The organism is Nonomuraea gerenzanensis (assembly GCF_020215645.1).
In the GTDB taxonomy this organism is placed as follows: Bacteria; Actinomycetota; Actinomycetes; order Streptosporangiales; family Streptosporangiaceae; genus Nonomuraea; species Nonomuraea gerenzanensis.
The window spans coordinates 6,060,206-6,081,188 of sequence record NZ_CP084058.1 but is presented as its reverse complement, the minus strand read 5'-3'; the positions used below and the strand labels follow the sequence as shown (position 1 = coordinate 6,081,188).

The window sequence follows — 20,983 nt, the reverse complement described above, 5'->3', positions numbered from 1 at the left end:
GAAGCCAGCGCTTGTCGTAGCTGGTGCGAATTGCCATGAAACTGCCGGTGCTGGATTGCCACGAGGCGTCAGTGCGCTGGTCAGGGCGTTGTCGCTTCACGAAGTTCAGTGCGACGACGGGTGCTTCCTAGGACCAGCTGATCGCCCAGACGTTCGGTTCATACGAACCTCACTTTTTCTTGTTCTTGCTGCCTGATGCAGGGCTTTTGTAGAGATCAAGCTACTGCCGGCCTGTGGCGAGATTGCCATGTACTGACGTATGCCGCTTGCTCTGGGACGTGTCGTTTTGCCGTCCGATGTCAGTGAGTCGTGCCACGAATACGTCAGTGGGACGTACAGAGGATCAAGGTCTGAGGTGATACGGCATGGTTGCGTGCTCGGGCGGGGTTCGGCAGTGTGCCGGTGGGTCTGGACCAGCGGGTGAAGGGCTGGCCGAGCTTGGCGGGGCGGGTGGTGGCCGCCCTTGCGACGAAGTCTTCGTCGTCAGGACTGAGCAGGCGCAGTGCGGCCTCCCGCCCACTGAGGGTCCACGCAGGCCAGCCCGATCTCGTTGAAGCGGTGGATCACCTCGCGGACCGTGTCCTCATCGGCCTGTACCAGCCGGGCAATCACCGCCACGGTGTTGCCGCGGCCGAGGCGAGCAGGATCATCGCCCGCCGATGGCGCACCGTGCTCATCGTGCCGCGCCGGACAATCCGTTGCAGCTTCTGCCCTTCTGGGTCCGTGAGCCTGCGGACCTTGACCGGTTGCGTCACCGGGCCCTCCGAACGCCGATCGAACGTGATCAGCTCACCCAACCGGCAGGGCCACCCTGCACGCCGACCCGGTGATCGTTTCGGGTCGCAGTACTAGTCACGCACCCGCTCGATCCGTTCCGAAGGCCCCGACTTGATTTTCTACTATTTAGGTAGGTTAAGCTGGTTTAGCTTCCAGACGTTCATGAAGGGCAGTACCCCCATGTCTCCATCCAGACCGCTGCGCACCGTCGTCACGCTCACCCTCGTGGGCCTCCTCGGCGCCTGTGGCGGCGCCGGGGGAGTCGCCGGGCCGGCGTCCGGCGACAACGGCACGCCCGTGCAGGGCGGCACGCTCACCTACCTGGAGCATCAGCCGCCCACGTGCCTCTACCTGCCCGCCGCCGGCTTCTATCCCAATGGCGGCATCCTCAACCAGATCACTGACAAGCTCACCTGGCAGAACCCGGAGACGCTCGAGATCGAGCCGTGGATCGCCACCAAGTGGGAGATCAACGAGGATGCCACCGAGTACACCTTCCACCTACGCGACGGCGTGACGTTCAGCGACGGCACCAAACTGGACGCCGACGCCGTCGCCGCCAACTTCGACGTGTACGGCCTCGGCGACGACAAGCTCAAGCTGCCCGTCGCCGAGTTCGTCAACAACTACGAGCGCAGCGAGGTGCTCGACCCGCTCACTGTGCGCTTCCACTTCGACAAGCCGTCGCCCGGCTTCCTCCAGGGCACCTCCGTGATCGGCGCGGGCCTGGTGTCGAAGAAGACGATCTCGCTGCCGTACGAGCAGCAGTGCCAGCTCAAGAACATCGTCGGCTCCGGCCCGTTCACCGTGCGGCGCCAGGTCGTCGACAAGGAGGTGGACCTGGTCGCCAGGAAGGACTACAACTGGGCGCCGCCGTCGTCGAAGCATCAGGGCCGCGCGTACCTCGACGAAATCAAGATCATCGTCACGCCGGAGGACAACGTGCGCGTCGGCGCGCTCACCTCCGGCCAGGCCGACATGGTGCGGTACGTGCAGGCGTACGACGAGCAGACCGTCAAGGACGCCGGCTTCACCATCTACGCCGAGCCCACGCGCGGCGTGAACAACGGCCTCTACCTGCGGCCCGGCAACAGCCTCATCAAGGACGTGAACGTCCGCACGGCGCTGCGGCTCGGCACCAACGCGAAGGAGATCGTCGACACCCTCTTCACCCCGAGCTACCCGGTCGCCACCTCCGTGCTCAGCCACCTCGCGCAGGGCTACGTGGACCTGTCCAAGGAGCTCGTCCACGACCCGGCCAAGGCGAACGCGCTGCTCGACCAGGCGGGCTGGGCCCGCGGCGCCGACGGCGTCCGCGTCAAGGACGGCAAGCAGCTGCGGCTCGGCGTGTTCGTCTCGGGCCCGCAGCCGCTGTCCAAGCAGACCCTCGAGCTCGTCGCCCAGCAGTGGACGAAGCTCGGCGTCAAGCTGGAGATCCGCCCCGCCGACGCCGGCACCCAGGCCGTCGACATCAAGGACGCCGAGAAGACCGCCATCCAGCACGGCATGGTCGGCCGCGCCGACCAGGACGTGATCAAGAGCCACTTCCACAGCGAGAACCGCGACGTCATCCTGTCCGACGACGAGAAGCTGGACCGGCTGCTGGAGGAGGAGTCCGCCGAGCCCGATGTGACCAAGCGCAACGCCAAGGTCGCCGAGATCCAGCGGTACGTGATCGAGCAGGGCTACGCGATCCCGCTGTTCGAGGAGCCCCAGGTGTACGGCGCGGCCCCGTACGTGCGCGGCGTGGCCTTCGAGGCGGTCGCCCGGCCGTGGTTCTACTCGGTGTGGAAGGCCCGGCAGTGACCCGGTACCTGCTGTCGCGCGCCGGGCAGGCCGCGCTCGTGCTGTGGGCCGCCTTCACCGCGAGCTACGTGCTCCTGCAGCTCCTGCCCGGCGACTCGATCCTGATCAAGTTCCAGAACCCGGAGCTCGGCCTGTCGCCGCAGCAGATCGCCGAGATCCGCGCGTACTACGCCGGCGCCTCGCCCCTGGCCGACTACGCCCACACCCTGCTCGGCTTCCTGACCGGCAGCTTCGGTTACTCGATCGACACCGGCACGCCCGTGGTCGAGCGGCTGGCCGAGGCGCTGCCCGAGACCGCCCGGCTGGCGTCGGCGGCGTTCCTGCTGGCCGTGCTGATCGCCGTGGTCATCGCGTTCGCGGCCAGCTACAGCTCGGCCTCCTGGCTGCGCGGGGCGCTGCTGTCGGTGCCGTCGCTGTTCATCTCGGTGCCGGCGTTCTGGCTGGGCATCCTGCTGATCCAGATCTTCTCCTTCCGGCTGCGGCTGGTGCCGGTGATCGGCGGCAGCGAGGTGCAGCAGCTCGTCCTGCCGGTGCTGACGCTGGCCGTGCCGATCTCGGCGCCGATCGCGCAGGTGCTGGCCCGCGCCATCGACCAGGTGTACGCGCAGCCGTTCGTGCCGGTGGTCGCGGCCAAGGGCGCCACGCGCTGGTGGATTCTGTGGCGGCACGTGGCCCGCAACGCCGTGCTGCCGACGCTCACCGTGGCCGGCCTGACGTTCGGCGAGCTGATCGCGGGCTCGGTCGTGACCGAGACCGTCTTCGGCAGGGCCGGGATCGGGCGGCTGACCGAGCAGGCCGTCAACGCGCAGGACACGCCGGTGATGCTCGCCGTCGTGGTGCTCGCCGCCGCCGTGTTCGTGCTGGTCAACCTGCTGGTGGACGTGCTGTTCCCGATCCTCGACCCCCGGCTGAAGGGAGCGGCGGCATGACGGGCGCGTCTGTCCCGGGCGCGGGCGGCGTGGGGAGCGGCGGCGCGTCGGTCCCGGCGCGGGTGGCGCGGCGGCCCAGGGCTCGTGTGCCCGTCGGGCTGGTGGTGGCCTGGCTGGTGGTCGGGCTCGTGCTGCTCTGGGCGGTCGTGCCGGGCTTGTTCACCGCGTACGACCCGATCGCCGGCGTGCCCGCCGACAAGCTGCGCCCGCCGGGCGCCGGGCACCTGTTCGGCACCGACGCGGTCGGGCGGGACGTCTTCGCCCGGGTGGTGCACGGCTCGGTGCACTCCCTGTCGGGGGCGCTCGTCGCCGTCGGGGTGGGCCTGCTGCTCGGCACGCTGCTCGGCCTGCTGGCCGGCGCCGCCGGCGGCGTGGCGGACGCGGCGGTCATGCGGGTCGTGGACGTGCTGCTGTCGGTGCCCGGCCTGCTCCTGGCCCTGACCGTGATCATCTTGCTCGGCCCCGGCACGGTGAACGTGGCGATCGCGGTCGGCATCGGCTCCGTGGCGGCCTTCGCCCGGCTGGCCCGCGCCGAGGTCGTCCGGGTGCGGTGCACCGACTACGTGGAGGCCGCCTTCGGCAGCGGCGGCAGGTTCGGCGCGGTGCTGTGGCGGCACGTGCTGCCCAACTCGCTCGGCCCCGTCGTCGCGCTGGCCGCCCTGCAGTTCGGCGCTGCCATCCTGGCCATCTCGACGCTCGGCTTCCTCGGCTACGGCGCCGAGCCGCCCACCCCGGAATGGGGGCTGCTGATCGCCGAGGGGCGCAACTACCTGGCCACCTCGTGGTGGCTGACCACGCTGCCCGGCGGCGTCGTGGTGGCCGTGGTGCTGGCCGCCGGACGTATCAGCCGCTCGATCGGAAGGGAAGGCGGATGAGCCTGCTGGAGGTGCACGACCTCAAGGTCTCCTACGACGGCCGCCCGGCGGTGCACGGCGTGTCCCTGTCGGTCGAGCCGGGCGAGGTCGTGGCCGTCGTCGGCGAGTCGGGGTCCGGCAAGTCCACCACGGCCCACGCCCTCATCGGGCTGCTGCCCGGCAACGCCACCCTGGACGCGGGCCGGATCCTGTTCGGCGAGGCCGACCTGGCGGGCTGGTCGCAGCGCCGCCTGCGGTCCGTGCGCGGCAGCCGGATCGGCCTCGTCCCGCAGGACCCCGCCAACTCCCTCGACCCCGTCAAGACCGTCGGCGCCCAGATCGGCGAGGTGCTGCGCGTGCACGGCGAGCGCGACCGCCGCAAGATCCGCGCCCGCGTGCTCGACCTGCTCGCTCGCGTCGGCCTGCCCGACCCGGAGACGCGGGCCCGGCAGTACCCGCACGAGCTGTCCGGCGGCATGCGGCAGCGCGTGCTCATCGCCGCCGCGATCGCCCTGCGGCCGAGCCTGATCATCGCTGACGAGCCGACCAGCGCGCTCGACGTCACCGTGCAGCGGCGCATCCTCGACCTCATCGACGACCTGCGCGCCGAGTACGGCACCGCCGTCCTGCTCGTCACCCACGACCTCGGCGTGGCGGCGGGCCGCTCGGACCGGCTGGTCGTCATGAAGGACGGCCGCGTCGTGGAGCGCGGCCCGACGTCCTCGGTGCTGGCCGCCCCCCAGGAGGGCTACACCCGACGGCTGCTGGACGACGCCCCGGCCCTGTCGGCGCGGCCGTTCCTCGACCATCCGGGCGGGCCGCCGGCGATCGTGGTGCGCGACCTGGTCAAGGAGTTCCGCGTCGGGCGGCGCCCGTTCCGCGCCGTGGACGGCGTCAGCTTCGAGGTGACGCGCGGCACCACGCATGCGCTGGTGGGCGAGTCCGGCTCGGGCAAGACCACCACGGCCAGGATGGTCGCGCGGTTCGCCACGCCCACCTCGGGAACGGTCGGCATCGCCGGGGCGCCGGACGGCCGCCGCTTCCGCCGGTACGTGCAACTCGTCTACCAGAACCCGTACGGGTCGCTCGACCCTCGCCAGAGCATCGGAGACATCATCGAGGAGCCGCTGCGTAACTTCGGGCTCGGCGACCGGCCCGCCCGGCGCGCCCGCGTCGCCGACCTGCTGGAGCGGGTGGCGCTGCCGGGCGACCTGGCCGCGCGCCGGCCGCGCGAGCTGTCCGGCGGGCAGCGGCAGCGGGTGGCCATCGCCCGCGCGCTGGCCGCCGACCCCGAGGTGCTCGTGCTCGACGAGGCGGTCTCCGCGCTCGACGTGACCGTGCAGGCGCAGATCCTCGCCCTGCTCGAACGGCTCCAGCGCGAGCTGGGCCTGACCTACCTGTTCATCTCGCACGATCTGGCCGTGGTGCGCCAGATCTGCCACACCGTCTCCGTCATGAGCAAAGGACGCATCGTGGAAACCGGAACCACCCGCCAGGTCTTCAGCGACCCCCGGCACGACTACACCCGAGAGCTGCTGGCCGCGATCCCGGAGCGCGTCCGATGAGACTCGGCTTCTTCACCCGGCTCCTGGACGACGCGCCGCCCGGTGAGCGTTACCGGCTGGCCGCCGAGCAGATCCGGCACGCCGAGGCGCACGGGTTCGACACCGCGTGGGTGGCCCAGCACCACTTCGACGGCGAGGAGGGCGGGCTGCCCGCGCCGCTGGTGTTCCTGGCCCACGTCGCCGCCACCACCCGGCACATCCGGCTCGGCACCGGCATCATCACGCTGCCGCTGGAACATCCGCTGCGCGTCGCCGAGGACACCGCCGTGCTCGACCTGCTCGCCGGCGGGCGGCTTGAGGTGGGCGTCGGCGGGGGCGGCACCCCGTCGGCGTTCGGGCCGTTCGGGCACGACGCCGCCGACCGCGCCGCCCTGTACGCCGAGCACCTGTGGGCGCTGCGCCGCGCCTGGGCCGGCGAGGACCTCGGCGGCGGCAACCGGCTCTACCCGCCCGCGCCCCGGCTGCTCGACGCCGTGTGGGAGGCCACGTTCTCCGTCGCCGGCGGGGCCAGGGCGGGGCGGGCCGGCCACGGGCTGATGCTCTCCCGCACCCAGCCGCGGCCCGCCGAGCAGCCGCAGGCCACGCTGGCCGACCTGCAGCTCCCGATCGTCGAGGCGTACCACGAGAGCCTGCCGCCCGGCGCCACCCCGCGGATCATGGCGTCGCGGACCGCGTTCGTCGCCGACAGCCGCGCCGACGCGCTGCGTCACGCCGAGATCGGGCTCGGCCGGCGCAGGCTGCCGTTCGAGCTGCCCGTCAGCGACCTCGACAGCCGCATCACCGCCTTCGACGTGCACCTCGGCACCCCGCAGGACGTCATCGAGAGCCTGCGCGCCGACCCCACCCTGCAGTCGGCGACCGACCTGGTCTTCCAGGTCCACTCGGTCGATCCGCCGCACCCCCTGGTCCTGCGCTCCATCGAACTGCTGGCCACCGAGGTCGCCCCCGCGTTCGGCTGGCGGCCCTCCGTCGAATTGAGCAAGAAATGATCACTGACGTCATCGACCACCTGGCCGGGATCGCCCCGGGCTCCTCGCTCGACCGGCTGCGCGACCGGCGCCCCGACGCCCGCGAGCACGCCCAGCGCGGCTACGACGCGCTCTTCACCCCCGACGACGAGGACGAGGTGACGCTCGTCGAGCGGGACGCCGTCGCCGCCTTCGTCACCGGCCTGCACCAGGACCTCACGGTCGCCCGCTTCTACGCCGACCGCCTCGCCGAGCTGTCGCCCGGCCTGCTCAAAGCCGTCGAAGCCGAGATCGAGGCAGGCCGCGCCACCGGGCCCTACGGCGTGTACCAGGGCGCCCTGGCGGCCGAGAGCCGCGAGGGCCCGCGCTACCGGGCCGGCGACCCGGCCGCGCTCGGGGTCCGGCTGGCCGCCGCGTTCGAGCACGCCCACCTGCTCGTGTTCCGGCCGCGCGAGGCCCGCGCCGAGGCGCTGCGCGACCTGCGCGCGGCCGGCTGGAGCGAGACCGGCATCGTCACGCTGTCGCAGCTCGTCGCGTTCCTCAGCTTCCAGGTGCGGGTGGTCACCGGCCTGCGCCTGCTCAACCAGGAAGGGGTCAGCGCATGACCGGGTTCACCACGGAGCGGCTCGGCTGGCGGCCCTGGCTGGCGCCCCTGGCCGAGGACGAGCTGACCGACGCCCACCACGAGGCGCTGGTCGACCGGGCCCGCGCCGCCTCCCCGTACTTCCGGCTGCTCGCCCGCGACCCCGACGTCCTGCACGCCCGCACCAAGACCGACCAGGACATCTTCTACAACCCCGACGGCGGGCTGCCGCGCGCCGAGCGCGAGCTGGCCGCCACGGCCACCTCCCGCCACAACGGCTGCGTCTTCTGCGCCTCCGTGCACGCGCGCTTCGCCGGCCACTACTCCAAGCGGCCCGACGACGTGCGGCGGCTGCTGGACGAGGGCGTGGACGCGCGGCAGGACGCCCGCTGGCGGGCGATCATCGACGCCGCCGTGTCGCTGGCCGCCACCCCGTCGGCGCTCGGCGCCGAGCACCTGGCGGCGCTGCGCGCGGCCGGGCTCGACGACCTGGCGATCAGTGACCTCGTCCACGCCGGGGCGTTCTTCGGCTGGGCCAACCGGCTCATGCTCTCCCTCGGCGAGCCCACCCAGGAGGAGCAGTGACGGAACCTCAGCTCGACCATCTCGTCTACGCGGTGCCCGACCTCGCCGCGGGGGTCGCGGCGTTCGCCGAGCTGACGGGGATCACGCCAGTGCGCGGCGGCAGCCATCCCGGCGGCACGGCCAACCATCTCATCCGCTTCGGGCCGTCCTCGTACCTGGAGATCATCGGACCGGACCCGGAGGCAGGCGCGCGGCCGCGGGCGTTCGGGCTGGAGACGCTGACCGAGCCGCGCCTGGCCGCCTGGGCCGTGCGGCCCGGCGGCGACCTCGACAAGGCCGTGCGGCTGGCCCGCGAGCGCGGCTACGACCCCGGCGACGTGCAGCCCCTGTCGCGGCGCACCCCCGGCGGCGAGCTTCTGGAGTGGCGGCTCACCCGGCGCGAGGACCCGGCGGAGGTGCGGCTGGTGCCGTTCCTCATCGACTGGGGCGGCACCCGCCACCCGGCCGACTCCGACCTACCGCTGGCCAGCCTGATCTCCTTCTCCGCCACCCATCCCGACCCCGGCGCGCTCCAGCGGGACCTGGCCGCGCTCGGCGTCCGGCTCGATGTCGCCGCCGGGCCCGAGCCGTCGCTGCGCGCCGTCATCGGCACCCCGCGCGGCCACGTGACCCTCTGCTGAACATCCTCTCGAGGAGAGCCCTTCATGACCACCCTGCGTGAATACCTGTCCCAGAAGCGCGCGGCCCTGCTGGCCCGCCGGGAGGCGCCCGCCGCCGGCCCGGTCCCGCTGCGCGCCCACGTCACCGCCGAGGGCCGCAGCGGCATCCGGCGGATCAGGATCAGGGACTTCCAGCTCCTCAGCGACAGCGGACCCGACTTCGCCGGCTACGACCTCGGCCCCACCTCGCCCGAGCTGCAGACCGGCGTGCTGGGCAGCTGCGTCACCCACATCTTCCTGATCAAGGCGGCGGAGCTGAACGTGCCGCTCGACTCGCTGGAGGTGGACGTGCACGCCGAGTACGACCCCCGTGCCCAGGGCCCCGGCGGCGACGTGCCCGTCCACCCGTACGGGTTCCGGTACGAGGTGCGGATCTCCTCGCCCGCCTCCGACGAGGAGCTGAAGACCCTGCAGGGGGAGGTGGAGCGGGTCTGCCCGATCCTCAACCTCATCCGCAACCCGCAGCCGGTCACCGGCACGCTGGTGCGCGCCTGATCGATGATCAGGGACCGCGTGTTCGGCGCGGGCGGCGACCGCGCTGCGGTCAAGCCGGGCCGCGACGCCGACGGCCGCCGCGTCCGCGTGCCCAGCGGGCACATCCTCGTCGAGGACTGCACGTTCTGTGCGGGGCGCGGCGGCATGACGATCGGCGGCGAGACGTCCGGCGGCGCGCGGGAGGTGTTCATCAGGCACCGCGCCTGCGCTGGGATCCCCGCACCCGCGCCTACATGGAACGACGCGCCCAAGACGGCCTGTCCAAGAAAGAGATCATCGCTGCCTCAAGCGCTACGCCGCCCGCGGACTCTACGGACTCATCACATCAAAGGATCAAGAACGCTCCGCTTGACATCCAGGGGAGCATCTCCCAGGACTCTTCGCCTGGAGGATGGCCAGGTCGGCGATGTTTACGCCTCTGGCGGCGTCGACCTGGCCCGTTCGAAATCCGAGGGGAGCTGAGCGGACGGTCCTGGCATGTCATCGAGGATGTTGCGATGCGAGCTCGGCGAGCTGGATGCGTGCCTGAGCGGGAGGGGCAGGTGCCGCTGGACTCACTGTCCTGCGATGCCGCTCATCGGGCGGCCGAGCAGGGTCGTGGCCACGCCCTCGACGTACGGGGCCATGCTGGCGGGATCGGCCTTGGCCAGCGCCGGAGTGGCGACGACCCCGCGCAGGATGCCGATGCCGACCAGCCAGGCGCTGAGCAGTTCGGCTCGCAGGGCGACGTCACCGCCCGCGACCAGGTCCTCCAGCGCCCGCACGTACGTGGCGCACACCTCCTCACGGATGCGCTGCCTGGCGTCCTCATGGGCGGAGGAACGCAGCATGGCGACCAGGGGATGCTCGCCGCCGTACCGGGTCCAGTCGTGAAAGACGACCGACTGCAGCATGCGGGCGACCAGCTCCTGCGGCGGGCCCTCCAGCAGGTCGGCCGGGATGTCGGCGGTGGCCTCGTCGAACAGGCCCTTCTTGGAGCCGAAGTAGCGGAAGATCAGGGTGGCGTCCACGCCCGCGTCCCTGGCGATGTCACGGACGCTGGTGGCGTCGTACCCCTCGCGGGCGAAGCGCAGCCTGGCGGCTTCCAGCAGACGCGCCCGGGTGGCCTCCCGGTCTCTCTTCGGCATGCGACCTCCTAAGTCAGCGATTGTTGACATCCTATGGCGGCATCATGTTACGGTGCTCCAAGTCAGCGATCGATGACTTAACGGGAGGCGGAAATGCAGACATATGTCGTGTCAGGCGGCACGAACGGTATGGGGCGGGGGCTGGCGCTCCATCACCTGCGCGCCGACGGGCGGGTGACGGTCATCGGCAGCGACCCGCTCAAGGGACAACAATTCCTCGACGAGGCGGACCGGTTAGGCGCGGCAGGGCGGGCGGCGTTCATCCAGGCCGATTTGACCTCGGTGGCGGAGAACCTGCGGGTGATCGAGGAGATCAAGGCGCGGCACACAACCCTGGACGGTCTGATCCTCACAGCAATCAGGCACTTCCCCGGCCGCGTGATGACCCCGGACGGCTTCGAGGGCACCTTCGCCCTCTACTACGTCAGCCGTTTCCTGCTCAGCTACGGTCTTACGGATCTGCTGGAGAAGGGGGACCGGCCGGTGATCGTGAACATCTGCGGCGTCGGCATCACCAAGGGGAAGATCCATTGGGACGACCTGTCGCTGAAGGACGGCTTCAGCAGCATCAAGGCCATGCTGCAGGGCGGACGCGCCACCGACCTGCTGGGCGCCGGCTACGCCGCCAACCACCCAGACGGACGCACCCGCTACCTCCTGCACCACCCTGGATTCACCGACAGCGGCACCGGCACCCTCCAGCAACCCGCCAGGGCGATCATCCAGGTGCTCGCCAAGCTCTTCGCCCAGCCGGTGCAAAAGAGCATCCAGCCGATCATCGAGCTCATGGAGAACCCGCCGGCCGGACGACTGCTCGCCTACGACCGGCGCACCCCGGTGGACCTGACACTGCCGACCCTCGACCCGGCCAACGCCCGCCGCCTGTACGACCTGACCAGCCACCTGCTCGACCAGACGACTTAGGACCTACTCGTCCAGCCGCCCGCCCACCCCACCCGACCGCGGGACCGCTCACCCGACCCGCGGGGCCGGCCCCCGACTGCGGGACCGGACGTTGGACCCCACCTAGCCATGACCTGCCGGTGAACATCATGGCCTTCGCCCGGACGGGCGGGGACAATGCAGGTTCTGTGTCACATTGCCGCCGGGTGGCCACAGTGATCGGCATGGGATTTCTGCACCCCGGCGGGCAAGAGCCTTGCCACGAGCATGTGGTGCGTGCTGGATGCGGCCGGATCTGACGGCCTGAACGAGGAGGGCGAGCCGGTGCGGCTCTTGGCCCTCACGTGACGTCAGGCGGCATAGTCGGTGCCGTGGAGGATCACTGGACCGTGGGACGCGTTGCCGAGGCCGGTGTGAGCGTCCGCACGCTGCATCACTATGACGAGATCGGGCTCGTGCGTCCGTCGGCGCGGACCGCGGCCGGGTACCGGGCCTACGCGGCGTGTGACGTGGAGCGACTGCGGGAGGTGCTGGCCTATCGGCGCTTGGGCTTCGGGCTGCGGGAGGTTGCAGAACTGGTCGGCGACCCGTCCACCGACGCGGTCGCGCACCTGCGCCGACTGCGCGGCCTGCTGCTGGAGCGGCGTGATCGCGCTGACGCCATGGTGGCGGCCATCGAGAGGGAACTTGAGGCACGAGCGAAGGGACTGAAGGTGACACCGGAAGAGCAACTGGAGATGCTCGGTGCACGGCTGTACGACGCGATCGGCAGTGCTTACACCGCGACACGGCGTACCGAGCCGCGGATCGCCGCGCAGATCTGGGACGCGCTCGGGGACGCGCAGACGGTGCTGAACGTCGGGGCAGGCACCGGCTCCTACGAGCCTGCTGATCGCGACGTGACCGCGGTGGAGCCATCGGCGGTCATGCGGGGGCAGCGGCCTGCCGGTTCGGCGCCGTGCGTGGCCGCCGCCGCGGAGAGCCTGCCGTTCGAGGACCAGTCCTTCGACGTCGCGATGGCCGTCTCCACTGTTCACCACTGGGGGGACCCGAGAGCGGGGCTGCGCGAGATGCGGCGCGTGGCCCGCCGCGTGGTGGTGCTCACGTTCGACACCGACGAGCCCGGATGGCAGGACTGGTTCTGGCTTACCCGCGACTACCTGCCCGAGTCCGCCGCCGTCCTCGCAGAATTTCCCTCGCTTGCCGGGATGGCCGACGCGATCGGCGCCCGTGCCGAGCCGGTGCCCATTCTGTGGGAGTGTGCTGATGGCCTGTTCGAGGCGTACTGGCGCCGACCGGCAGCGTATCTGGAGGATCGCCTGGATAGCCGTGCTCGGCCGATGTCACGGGCGCGTGTGAAGGTCGGCGGACGTCAATAACCCCTGGTGCGGCGGGCAGCCGGACGGAACCGACGTCTTATGTCGCGGCTGCCCAGAGCACGCAGCACATCGATGCCCAGGATCGCTCCGGCACCGATGGCCAGAGCAGTTGACAGGGCCGCGATGAGGTAATGCGTGCCGCCGAGCACGTCACCGAGGTTCAGCTTCAACATTCCGCGAAACATCACGGAGCCCGGTAGCAGCGGTCCGATCGCCGGAATCACGAACACGATGGGCGGTACCCGCACCCGGTTGGCGTACATCGAGCCCATCAGCCCGATCACCGCGGCTGCTACGGCGGTGGCAAGCACCGCCGGCCAGTCCAGCCAGCGGAGACAGACATAAGCACTCCAGATGACCACACTGCCGAGGGCTGCCGGTGGTATGTGCTTGGGCGGCACTCGGAGCGCCACCGCGAACGTCAGTCCCAGCATGAGCGCCCCGAGTAGTTGCGGCGCCGCCAGCGACAGCGGTGCTGTGGGCGCATCGTCCACGGTGATCCGCACACCGGCCTTGACTGCCACGGTGAGTACGATGCCGATCCCCGACAGGACGGCTGCCACGATGAACACCACCTCCGACAGTCGCGCGGTGGCGGTGACGTATTCGCCCGCGATGCCGTCCTGCACGCAGGCGACGAGCGGCCGGCCGGGCAGCAACGCGATCACCGATCCGACGACGATCGCTGAGGCCTGGACGGGTACCTGCTGCCAGATCATGAGCACCGCGGCCGTGGTTCCGACGGCCGCCGCCAGCACCGTTTGGAAGAACTCGGCGACGCCCCGCCTGGCGAGCCAGATCCCGGCTCGGTCCCCGAGCAGGGTCGCGATGAACGCGGCCAGCGCCACCACCGGACCACCGCCGGTCAAGATCGCCGCCGAGGCCGCGACCAGTGCGGGAGCTGCGGCCCCCACCCAGCGTGGATGGGCCCTCGCCCGGCTACCGATCTCCTGCAGGCGCCTGCGTGCCACTGCCAGCGGCAGCTTCCGAGCGGTGATCTCGCCGACCAGGCGGTGCAGCGCGATCAGACGGGCGAAGTCTGGTTCGCGTCTGCGTACTCGCCGTTCGGCCGTGACCGGCAGGCTGCCGTCGTCCGGGACATTGGACAGTGTCAACGCCGACAGGTTGACGTCTGCCTCGATCCGGCGCACACCGTAGGTTCGCGCGATCGCCCGCATGGCGTTCGTGACGTTCTCGGTGCCTTCTCCGCTGGCGAGCAGGAGCTCGCCGACGCGCAGTGCCAGGCTGATGGCGCGGTTGGCGTCAGCGTCGGCGTCGGGGACGGTCTCGCTCATTCATCGATCTCATCGGCCGGTCGCGGCATTCAGATGGCGTCCCGCTGGATGGGGCACGTCATGCAGTGGGTGCCGCCGCGGCCCTTGCCGAGTTCGAAGCCCTCGATCTCGATGACCTCCACGCCGTGCTCGCGCAGCTTGCGGTTGGTGAACTGGTTCTTGTGGTAGCCGACGACCACGCCGGGGGCCAGGGCGAAGAAGTTGTTGCCCGAGTCCCACTGCTCGCGGGCCTGCTGGTAGTCGTCGCCGCCGGTCGGCACGATGTCCAGGCGCGGGATGCGCAGTGCGTCCTGCAGCGCCGGGAGCAGGCCCGGCTCGCGGTGGACGTCCAGGGTGCCGCTCTTGTCGCCGGGTCGCAGGCTGTAGGCGACGGCCGCCTCCAGGAACGGCGGGTAGGCGCTGGCCTTGTCGGCGTCCAGGAAGGTGAAGACGGTGTCCAGATGCATGTACGAGCGGGCCTTGGGCACCTCCACGGCGATGACCCGCTCGGCCGCGCCCGCGGCGAACAGTGACAGGGCCAGGTGCTCGATGGTGCGCGGGTTGGTGCGCTCGCTGATCCCGACCACCACCGTCGCGTTGCCGATGGGCATCATGTCGCCGCCTTCCATGGCGGCGTTGCCGTAGGACTCCTCGTTGAAGCGCTCGTCCTCGCCCGCGTAGGGGTACCAGTAGGCGAAGTCCTCGCCGGCGAACATCGGATGGTGGTGGTAGATGGTGGACTGGTTCATCGTCTCCAGCAGCCGGACATGGAAGTACATCGGGTTGAGCGACACGCCGCCGTACAGCCAGGCCGCCGGATCACGCTGGTAGAGCGAGTTGGGCAGCGCGGGCAGGATGAACTCGCGCGGATGGCAGGAGGCGGCCACCAGCGAGTGGCCGTCCAGGTCCGCCACGCCGAACTCCTCCTTGGTCAGGCCTCCGATGAGGTGCCTGGCCAGCTTGTCCCCGCTCCATCCGGCCAGAGTCTCGCGCACGCCGTCCACCAGGGCCGGGCCGACGGTCAGGTGAGTGACGGCGTGCTCGACGGCGCGCTGCTTGGCCTCGAAGCTCGCATCCAGCGCCTGGGCGAGCAACTCGTGGTGGTGGTACACCTCGATGCCGCGCTCGCGCATCACCTGCACGAAGGCGTCGTGCTCGGCCTGCGCCTGCTCCACCCACAGGATGTCGTCGAACAGCAATTCGTCGTTGTTGGACGGGGTTAGCCGGCGCAGGCTCAGGTCGGGCCGGTGGACGATGACCTTGCGCAGGACGCCCACCTCGGAGTGCACTCCGTAGAGCCGATCGGTCATGTGCGCTCATCCTTCCTTGCTGTGCTGCGGGTGGATCTAGATGGTGATGCGGCCGGTGACCAGGCCAGCGACGCCGACGACGGCTCCGGCGGTGACGACGGCGAACAGGACCAATTCGGCGCGGGAGAAGGGGCGCAGGCCGCGTTCCCTGCGAGTCAGGACGAACAGGATGGTGCCGGGCGCGTAGACGATGCACGACAACAGCAGGAACTTCAGCCCGGCCGCGACGATGAGGAAGGCGGTGTAGAAGGTAGCCAGCGCCGCGATCGCCAGGTCCTTGCCCCGGCCTGCGGGCGTGCGGTCGTAGGTCTCGGAGGTCAGAGTCAGGCGCAGCGCGTACCCGGCCGCCAGCAGGTACGGGACCAGCGACAGCGCGCTGGTCAGCTCCAGCGTGAAAGTGAAGGCGTCGTCGGAGAACAAGGTGACGAACAACACGGCGGTGATGAGCGCGCTGGTCATCACCAGGGCCGCGACCGGGGTGTTCCGCTGGTTCTCGCGGGCGAGGAAGGCCGGCATGTCGGCGTCCTTGGCGGCCACGAACAGCACCTCGGCCGCCATCAGCGTCCACGCCAGGTACGCACCCAGCACCGACACGATCAGCCCGACCCCGATGAGCCCCGCGCCCCAGGCGCCGACCACGGACTCCAGCACACCCCCCATGGACGGCTGGCGCAGCCCGGCCAGTTCGCCCTTGGGCAGCACGCCGTAGGACAGGATGCTCACCGAGGCGAACAGCGCCAGCACGGCCAGGAACCCCAGCACGGTGGCCCGGCCGACGTCGGCGCGCTCGCGGGCGTAGCGCGAGTAGACGCTGGCCCCCTCCACGCCCAGGAACACGAACACTGTCACCAGCATGGTTGCGCGGACCTGGTCGAACAGAGCCCTGGCGGAGTTCCCGGCCCCGCCCCACAGGTTCGCGTCGAAGACCTCTGCGCGCAGCGCGACGGCCACGATCACGACGAACAGCAGGATCGGCAGGAGTTTGGCGACCGTGACGATCTGGTTGATCCGGGCCGCCTCCCGCACGCCGCGCAGGATCATGAAATGGAAGGCCCACACTCCGGCCGCGGAGACCACCACCGCCACGATCGTCGCGCCTTCACCGAAGACCGGGATCACCATGCCGAGGGTGGACTTGATCAGAACCCAGTAGGTGACGTTGCCGACACAGGCACTGGCCCAGTAGCCGAAGGCGGAGAAGAACCCGGGGTACTCGCCGAAACCCGCCTTGGCGTAGGCGTACACACCGGCATTGAGGTCAGGTTTGCGCACCGCCAGCGTCTGGAAGACGAAGGCCAGCATCAGCATGCCGAGCCCGGCGATCAGCCAGGCGACGACCGCGCCGAACACGCCGGTCGCCTGGGCGAAGTTGCGTGGCAGCGAGAACACGCCGGCGCCGACCATGGAGCCGACCACCATCGCGGTCAGGACCGGCAGGGACACCCCGCGCGCGGCCCCATCCTTGGTGCCGGTCTCATCCACCATGCGGCTTCTCCTCTTCGGGCTGACCCTGTGGGGGCACGTGTTCGATCTTGAAGCCGGTGAACCCGTACACGACGCTGAGCAGTGGACTGGCGATGTTGAAGAAGCAGAACGGCAGGTAGGCCAGCGTCGGCACGCCCAGCACCGCGCCCATGAACGCGCCGCAGGAGTTCCACGGCACCAGCGGTGAGGTGACCGTGCCGCTGTCGGCGGCCAGCCGCGACAGGTTCGTCGGTGCAAGGCCGCGCTTGGCGAACTCGACCCGGAACACCCGCGCCGGCAACACCAGCGCGATGTACTGGTCACCGGCGACGATGTTGAGCCCGAACGCGCTGGCGAACACCGCCACGGAAAGTCGGCCGGTGCTCTTGGCCGCCCGCACCATGGGCTCGATCAGCCGGTTGAGCAGCCCGAACTCCTCCAGCAGCGTACCGAACGTGACCGCGCCGATGATCAGCCACAGTGTCGGCAGCATGCTGTCCATCCCGCCGCGGGACAGCAGCCGGTCCACATCCGCCAGACCGGAGGTCTTCACATACCCGTTCGCCATCGCCCGCCAGATCGCCTTGATCCCGGCCACGACCGGATTCAGCCCGGGCTCACCGACGAACGCGCGGATCACCGCGGGCTGGGTGAAGATCCCCACGATCCCGGCGAAGATCGCCGAGGCCATCAGCGCCAGCGTCGCCGGCACCTTACGCGCCGACAACACGACCAGCAACAGCAACGGCAGCAAGTTCAGCGGAGTGATCCAATAGATGTCGCCCAGAGCGGTCAGCTCACTGCCGGTGTCGCCCAGGTCCGTCGCGGCCGGCCCCCACACCCAGCCGATCAACAGGAACAGCACGAAGCCGATCAGGAACGCCGGGATCGATGTCCAGGCCTGCCGCTTGATGTGCTCATAGACGTTGACCCGGACCATCTGCGCGGTCAATACCGTGGTCTCCGACAACGGGGACAGCTTGTCCCCCAGGTACGCGCCCGAGATCACCGCGCCGGCGGTGATCGGCGCCGACACCCCCAGCATGGTCGCGATGCCCACCAGCCCGACGCCGATCGTCGCGGCCGTGGTCCACGAACTGCCGATCGACATCGCCACCATGCCGCAGATCAGCGCAGCGGCCGCGTAGTACCAGCCAGGCGACAGCACCTGGATCCCGTAGTACACCAGAGTCGGGATCGTCCCTGACATGTTCCAAGTACCGATCAGCGCGCCCACCGCCAGCAGGATGAACACCGCGCTGGTGATCGACGACAGCGCGCGCTGCCCGCTGGCCTCGACCTCCTCCCACCGGTTGCCGTTCTTCAGCACCACCAGCATCGCGACCAGCGCGCACAACACCAGCGCCACCTGGATCGGCCCGTCGAGGGCATCCAGGCCGAACAACGCCAGGGAGCCGCCGATCAGCACCACCATCGCGCCCAGCACGATCACCAGATCGGCCAGCGATGGGGGGCGAACCGACCTGCCCGGGTCCTGCGGGGTTTCGCCTTCCGCGCTGTCGCTCATCGCCTCGTCGTACCTGCCGTCCCCGCCTCTCGCCGTCCGCCGGTCTCACTGGGCGATGCGTCTTCCGATCGCGTCCGCTTCGACAGCACCCGCTCCCGGACAGCCCGGCACACGCCTGCTGCCAGCACTGAGAAACCGAAATCCGGCCACGAACGACACTGCGTCGTCGCCTCCACGAGATCTCTGATCTGGCCCCTCACCACCCGAGGGATACCGCATGACATGCGAGGCCACCTACCCCATCGGCGCGGCGACAAGGTCCACGGCAGGTCAAGTTCGTTCTATGAACTGACGGCGGACATGGAAAGCTCCCTGCCAGCGGTCTGATCGTCTCCCCGCTGGCGGACACAGGATCTCCCCACTGACGGACACATGATCCTTCTGGTGTCTGGTGATCACCGGCCTGTTGGCTTGGCCGGTGTGAAGACGAAAGAGGAGATCATGGAGATTCTGGAAGCGTATGACCTTACGGGTAGTTACCGCGCCGCGGCTGAGCTGGCCGGCGTCGACCACCACACCGTGAAGCGTTACGTGCTGCTGCGCGGCAAGGGCAGCGACCCGGCCAGGCGGCAGCCCCGGCCGAAGATGATCGACGAGTTCATGCCGAAGATCGAGGAGTTGATCGAGCGCTCGGGTGGGCGGATCGGTGCTGATCGGGTGCACGAGAAGATCGCGGCGATGGGGTTCGGCGGCACTGACCGCACCACGCGGCGCGCGGTGGCCGCGGCCAAGGCCGCCTATCAAGCGGGCCATCGCCGGGTGTTTCGTCCCTGGATTCCCGAGCCTGGGCTGTGGATGCAATGGGATTGGGGAGACGGCCCGAAGATCGCGGGCCGCCGGACGTGGTTGTGGTGCGCGTGGCTGGCCTGGTCGCGGTTCCGGGTGGTCATCCCGGTGCTGGACGAGACGCTGCCGACGATCGCGACCTGCCTGGATGCGACGCTGCGGCAGCTCGGTGGCGCGCCGACCTATGCGCTGACCGACAACGAGCGCACCGTCACCACCGACCACATCGCCCGCATCCCGGTGCGCAACCGGCAGGTCATCGAGATCGGCCACCACTACGGGCTGACCATCCGCACCTGTGTCCCGGCCGATCCGCAGTCCAAGGGCGGCAGCGAGGCCACCGTGCGCATCGCCAAGCGCGACCTGGGGGCCCTGCCCCAAGGCCAGGTAGTAAGGTTCCTGAGCTGTTGGCAAGAGCGCTGTGGAGCCCGGCTCGGCGGTGTAGACGCCTGGTCCGATTTTGCGGATGAGTTGGGCGGCGGCCCAGCGCGAGAGTTGCCGATACATGGTGTTCAGGGTGACATCACCGAGGTGGCGGGCGATGTCCCGGGCCTTCCAGGGGCGGGCGGGGTCTTGGTGAAGGAGGGCCAGGACCTGTTGTTGTCTGCGGCGGTCGCTGGGGGGCATGGGTCGTTCGTCCCGGGACACGGCGGGCAGCGTGGGCGGGGGTGGCAGGAGAGTGATGTGGAGGTCGGTGATGGTGCGGCTGCGGTCGGGCCGGCCGTCGTCGAGCCGTTCGTTGTAGCGGGAGGTGGGTGATTTGACCTTGCGGGTGCTGACGCGCGGGCGGCGTGGTGGCAGCAGCGCCGCCAGGACACGGCGTCCGATGGTTGCGACCAAGCCGGTGGCCATGCCGGGGTTGTCGCCCGAGCGGATGACCAGGTCGCGGGCGGTATGCAGGGCGATGGAGAAGCTGCAGCGGTCGGGTCGGTGCCGGGCCGGGACTCGGCGGCGTCGACCATCACGCTGCGCAGCAGTTGATAGAGCGTGAGCACCGACCACATCTCCTGCTCCAGTCCGGCGGGGTCGCCCGAGCGCAGGATCCGTCCTTGCATGATGGTGTGGCGGAGCGCGTAGTAGGTGGACTCGTGTTCCCATCGCTGGTGGTAGAGCCTGACCAAGGTGGCGGCCGGGTAGCGGCGGGCATCGGTCAAGGTGGTGACCAGGCGGTAGGTGCCGGTGAAGGTGGTGCCGTCGGCGCAGGCCACCGTGATGCGGGCCTCGATAACGCGGATCTGCAAGCTGCCGATCATCGAGAGATAGGAGCCGTCGGTGAGGGTGGCCAGGATGGGGGTGCGCCGGTTGCTGCGCAGCCGGCCGAGCACCTGGGCGCCAGTGGCGCTGACCTGGGCGAGGAAGGCGTTGCCGTCGAAGCCTTTGTCCCAGAGGACGAGCATGTCAGGCGTCAGTAGGTGCAGCAGGCGCCGGGCATAGCCGCTCTCGCCCTCGCCGGTGGGGCCGAAGACCGCGCCGATCAGGGCCCGGGTTCCGGTCTCCACCAGCGTCATCAGCTCCAGCAGCGGGTAGCCGCCGTGACCGGGGCTGCCCAGCCAGGCCCGGTTACGGACGGTGTCGGGCGCCTTGAGTGAGCTGCAGCCGTCGAAGGAGACCGTGCGGTAGGTCCCGAACCGTACTCCGGGCGTCGCGGGCTGGGCCAGCGGTCCGCTCAGCACCTCGAACAGGCGCCGCATCGGCGCGCCGCCGACTCTGCGGCGCAGGTCACGCAGCGCTTTGGTGGTGGGCGTCACGACCGGCAGGGCGCTCAGCGAGGCCGTCAGCTTCTGCCAGACCAGCAGGTAGCCGACCTCGGGGAACAGGCACATCGCCAGCAGGAAGTAGACCCCGACACGCGAGGGCAGCGCGCGCAGACGGCGCTGCATGCCGCGGGTTTCCTCAAGGACTGCATCGACGAGCTCGAACGGTACGAGCGCGGTCAGCTCCCCCAAATGCCCGGGAGCGAACAATCTCCCGGCTGCTGAGCGTGGCGAAGA

The 20,983-nt window shown here is 70.1% G+C and carries 17 protein-coding genes and 2 pseudogenes; 12 read left to right on the top strand and 7 right to left on the bottom strand.

What is annotated here, in order from left to right; translation table 11 throughout:
• Positions 1–410: 410 nt before the first annotated feature.
• Positions 411–755: pseudogene (locus tag LCN96_RS57145) on the bottom strand (helix-turn-helix domain-containing protein); the annotation flags it as partial.
• A 202-nt stretch (positions 756–957) separates the two neighbouring features.
• Between LCN96_RS57145 and LCN96_RS28490 the strand changes: the two are divergent.
• From LCN96_RS28490 to LCN96_RS28450, 9 genes are read left to right on the top strand one after another with little or no spacing between them, the layout of a single operon-like run.
• Positions 958–2,583: a TIGR04028 family ABC transporter substrate-binding protein gene (locus tag LCN96_RS28490; RefSeq protein WP_225265489.1), complete on the top strand. Its 1,626-nt coding sequence runs from the start codon at positions 958–960 to the stop codon at positions 2,581–2,583.
• A complete protein-coding gene (locus tag LCN96_RS28485; RefSeq protein ID WP_225265488.1) occupies positions 2,580–3,512 on the top strand; it encodes an ABC transporter permease in 933 nt (310 codons plus the stop codon). The genes LCN96_RS28490 and LCN96_RS28485 overlap by 4 nt, the downstream gene beginning before the upstream one ends.
• Complete coding sequence (locus LCN96_RS28480; RefSeq protein ID WP_225265487.1) at positions 3,509–4,387, top strand: ABC transporter permease; 879 nt, start codon at positions 3,509–3,511, stop codon at positions 4,385–4,387. Before LCN96_RS28485 ends, LCN96_RS28480 begins: the two co-directional genes overlap by 4 nt.
• Positions 4,384–5,931, top strand: a complete 1,548-nt coding sequence (locus LCN96_RS28475; RefSeq protein WP_225265486.1) for a dipeptide ABC transporter ATP-binding protein — start codon at positions 4,384–4,386, stop codon at positions 5,929–5,931. Before LCN96_RS28480 ends, LCN96_RS28475 begins: the two co-directional genes overlap by 4 nt.
• A complete protein-coding gene (locus tag LCN96_RS28470) occupies positions 5,928–6,920 on the top strand; it encodes a putative FMN-dependent luciferase-like monooxygenase (protein WP_225265485.1) in 993 nt (330 codons plus the stop codon). Before LCN96_RS28475 ends, LCN96_RS28470 begins: the two co-directional genes overlap by 4 nt.
• Positions 6,917–7,504 carry a CMD domain protein gene (locus tag LCN96_RS28465; RefSeq protein WP_225265484.1) on the top strand — a complete coding sequence of 196 codons (588 nt, stop codon included), beginning with the start codon at positions 6,917–6,919 and terminating at the stop codon, positions 7,502–7,504. The genes LCN96_RS28470 and LCN96_RS28465 overlap by 4 nt, the downstream gene beginning before the upstream one ends.
• Positions 7,501–8,067 carry an alkylhydroperoxidase domain protein gene (locus LCN96_RS28460; protein ID WP_225265483.1) on the top strand — a complete coding sequence of 189 codons (567 nt, stop codon included), beginning with the start codon at positions 7,501–7,503 and terminating at the stop codon, positions 8,065–8,067. Before LCN96_RS28465 ends, LCN96_RS28460 begins: the two co-directional genes overlap by 4 nt.
• The gene (locus LCN96_RS28455; RefSeq protein WP_225265482.1) at positions 8,064–8,687 is read left to right on the top strand and encodes a VOC family protein; all 624 of its coding nucleotides are present in this window, start codon (positions 8,064–8,066) and stop codon (positions 8,685–8,687) included. The genes LCN96_RS28460 and LCN96_RS28455 overlap by 4 nt, the downstream gene beginning before the upstream one ends.
• A 24-nt stretch (positions 8,688–8,711) precedes the next feature.
• The gene (locus LCN96_RS28450) at positions 8,712–9,221 is read left to right on the top strand and encodes an OsmC family protein (protein ID WP_225265481.1); all 510 of its coding nucleotides are present in this window, start codon (positions 8,712–8,714) and stop codon (positions 9,219–9,221) included.
• A gap of 554 nt (positions 9,222–9,775) precedes the next feature.
• On the opposite strand, the gene LCN96_RS28445 is transcribed toward LCN96_RS28450, so the two are convergent.
• Positions 9,776–10,348 carry a TetR/AcrR family transcriptional regulator gene (locus LCN96_RS28445; RefSeq protein ID WP_225265480.1) on the bottom strand — a complete coding sequence of 191 codons (573 nt, stop codon included), beginning with the start codon at positions 10,346–10,348 and terminating at the stop codon, positions 9,776–9,778.
• Positions 10,349–10,441: 93 nt separating this feature from the next.
• Here LCN96_RS28445 and LCN96_RS28440 point away from each other — a divergent pair, with 93 nt between their 5' ends.
• Together LCN96_RS28440 and LCN96_RS28435 are read left to right on the top strand one after the other, a co-directional pair.
• Positions 10,442–11,272, top strand: a complete 831-nt coding sequence (locus LCN96_RS28440) for an SDR family NAD(P)-dependent oxidoreductase (protein ID WP_225265479.1) — start codon at positions 10,442–10,444, stop codon at positions 11,270–11,272.
• A gap of 350 nt (positions 11,273–11,622) precedes the next feature.
• Positions 11,623–12,630: a MerR family transcriptional regulator gene (locus LCN96_RS28435; RefSeq protein ID WP_225265478.1), complete on the top strand. Its 1,008-nt coding sequence runs from the start codon at positions 11,623–11,625 to the stop codon at positions 12,628–12,630.
• Here LCN96_RS28435 and LCN96_RS28430 read toward each other — a convergent pair.
• The 4 genes from LCN96_RS28430 to nhaC are packed head-to-tail and all read right to left on the bottom strand — an operon-like array spanning position 12,624 to position 18,206.
• Positions 12,624–13,925, bottom strand: a complete 1,302-nt coding sequence (locus LCN96_RS28430) for a threonine/serine exporter family protein (RefSeq protein WP_225265477.1) — start codon at positions 13,923–13,925, stop codon at positions 12,624–12,626. The genes LCN96_RS28435 and LCN96_RS28430 overlap by 7 nt on opposite strands.
• A 29-nt stretch (positions 13,926–13,954) precedes the next feature.
• Positions 13,955–15,214, bottom strand: coding sequence for an arginine deiminase (locus tag LCN96_RS28425; protein WP_225265476.1), 1,260 nt, complete (start codon positions 15,212–15,214; stop codon positions 13,955–13,957).
• 36 nt (positions 15,215–15,250) lie between these two features.
• Positions 15,251–16,699 (bottom strand): basic amino acid/polyamine antiporter, encoded by a 1,449-nt coding sequence (locus LCN96_RS28420; protein WP_225265475.1) that lies wholly within the window; start codon positions 16,697–16,699, stop codon positions 15,251–15,253.
• Positions 16,689–18,206 (bottom strand): Na+/H+ antiporter NhaC, encoded by a 1,518-nt coding sequence (gene nhaC / locus LCN96_RS28415; protein ID WP_225265474.1) that lies wholly within the window; start codon positions 18,204–18,206, stop codon positions 16,689–16,691. Before nhaC ends, LCN96_RS28420 begins: the two co-directional genes overlap by 11 nt.
• Positions 18,207–18,626: 420 nt before the next feature.
• On the opposite strand from nhaC, the pseudogene LCN96_RS28410 reads away from it, so the two are divergent.
• Positions 18,627–19,358, top strand: a pseudogene (locus LCN96_RS28410) (IS21 family transposase); the annotation flags it as partial.
• Positions 19,359–19,504: 146 nt separating this feature from the next.
• Here LCN96_RS28410 and LCN96_RS28405 read toward each other — a convergent pair.
• On the bottom strand, positions 19,505–20,938 hold the full coding sequence (locus tag LCN96_RS28405; RefSeq protein ID WP_225265473.1) for an IS4 family transposase: 1,434 nt from the start codon (positions 20,936–20,938) through the stop codon (positions 19,505–19,507).
• Positions 20,939–20,983: the final 45 nt, after the last annotated feature.

Bases quoted from the DNA above. Each gene is read 5' to 3' on its own strand.
- LCN96_RS28480 (WP_225265487.1), top strand. From the start codon at position 3,509: ATGACGGGCGCGTCTGTCCCGGGCGCGGGCGGCGTGGGGAGCGGCGGC.
- LCN96_RS28460 (WP_225265483.1), top strand. From the start codon at position 7,501: ATGACCGGGTTCACCACGGAGCGGCTCGGCTGGCGGCCCTGGCTGGCG.
- nhaC (WP_225265474.1), bottom strand. From the start codon at position 18,206: ATGAGCGACAGCGCGGAAGGCGAAACCCCGCAGGACCCGGGCAGGTCG.
- LCN96_RS28425 (WP_225265476.1), bottom strand. From the start codon at position 15,214: ATGACCGATCGGCTCTACGGAGTGCACTCCGAGGTGGGCGTCCTGCGC.
- LCN96_RS28430 (WP_225265477.1), bottom strand. From the start codon at position 13,925: ATGAGCGAGACCGTCCCCGACGCCGACGCTGACGCCAACCGCGCCATC.
- LCN96_RS28450 (WP_225265481.1), top strand. From the start codon at position 8,712: ATGACCACCCTGCGTGAATACCTGTCCCAGAAGCGCGCGGCCCTGCTG.
- LCN96_RS28465 (WP_225265484.1), top strand. From the start codon at position 6,917: ATGATCACTGACGTCATCGACCACCTGGCCGGGATCGCCCCGGGCTCC.
- LCN96_RS28445 (WP_225265480.1), bottom strand. From the start codon at position 10,348: ATGCCGAAGAGAGACCGGGAGGCCACCCGGGCGCGTCTGCTGGAAGCC.
- LCN96_RS28420 (WP_225265475.1), bottom strand. From the start codon at position 16,699: ATGGTGGATGAGACCGGCACCAAGGATGGGGCCGCGCGCGGGGTGTCC.
- LCN96_RS28475 (WP_225265486.1), top strand. From the start codon at position 4,384: ATGAGCCTGCTGGAGGTGCACGACCTCAAGGTCTCCTACGACGGCCGC.
- LCN96_RS28440 (WP_225265479.1), top strand. From the start codon at position 10,442: ATGCAGACATATGTCGTGTCAGGCGGCACGAACGGTATGGGGCGGGGG.
- LCN96_RS28470 (WP_225265485.1), top strand. From the start codon at position 5,928: ATGAGACTCGGCTTCTTCACCCGGCTCCTGGACGACGCGCCGCCCGGT.
- LCN96_RS28490 (WP_225265489.1), top strand. From the start codon at position 958: ATGTCTCCATCCAGACCGCTGCGCACCGTCGTCACGCTCACCCTCGTG.